Consider the following 996-nt stretch of genomic DNA (forward strand, 5'->3'; position numbering starts at 1 on the left):
TTTCCAGCGTTGCCAACTGATCTAGCGAGAGCTTTTCAACGGAAGGCTGCCCCTGACCCAGAAGCTCGTAAAGGATTTTAATCCGGCCTCGGGCTTCGCCAACAGCTTCACCCTCTGCTTTGCCCTCTGCTTTGCCCTCTTGCCTTGCCTGTTCGACCGCGTACTGCATTCTGGCGCGTTCATCACGCTGTGCTTTCAGGCGTAGTTCGTACTGGCTTCGTTGTTGCGGCGTTCGTTGGATCATTTCGAGAACCTCGGCAGCTTCGCTAAAGGCGGGGGATTGGAATCGCCGTTCGATTTCCTGAGCCGACATTGTTTCGGCACGACAGAAAAAATGACACCACGCGTCCACTGGATCCGTGATCACTCGATTATCGCTCGGAACCGTGTACTTTGGCAACTCAAGAAGGTGAATTTGTAGTCCGTCGGTCAGTTTCAGGCTGCCGTCGCGACTCCGTAGCCGGAAATCGCTGTGGATTTGTGCGGATTGGCGGAACAGGATCGCGTCGAGGACGCAGATGCTGATCGCCGGATGCAGCAGCGTGTAGTCGTCGCCTTCGCTGATCTGGCCAACATAAAGAGAGGCGGTGTAGTACGCGAGTCTCTGGGACAGGCCGGCCGGAAGCGTCGTCTGCATTTCGATGTCGTACAGACGGCCGCTTGAATCCCGCGCCGCGACGTCCAGAATCGACAGCTTGTCGAGATCGTCCTCTTTGCCCAGGATCGGATTGAGGATCTCGACTTCCACGATTTGGATTTCATCGCCGAGAATCGCGTTGAGGAAGTGCAGTGTGATCGCCGGATGCTCAGGGCTGCCAAGAAGCAGCTTGAAGACGTAGTCGACGGTGGGGTCGATACCGATGGCCATAGACGGAAGATTGACTCAATGAAGGCGTGAATGACATAAACCGAGTCTACTCCTGTCGCGGTTCGATTGTCGATGTACCGGGGCCCCACGCGAAGACGGGACTCGGCGGTAAGGCATTGTGCAGCCAG

Annotated in this window: 1 protein-coding gene; it reads right to left on the minus strand. The window is 56.3% G+C overall.

Going from position 1 to position 996, the window contains the following annotated elements:
* Positions 1-868 (minus strand): Rpn family recombination-promoting nuclease/putative transposase (locus H1B37_RS32930; protein ID WP_182871508.1); only part of this gene is annotated, 868 nt, incomplete at its 3' end.
* Positions 869-996: the final 128 nt, after the last annotated feature.

The sequence above is a fragment of the Stieleria mannarensis genome, assembly GCF_014154935.1.
GTDB lineage: Bacteria > Planctomycetota > Planctomycetia > Pirellulales > Pirellulaceae > Stieleria > Stieleria mannarensis.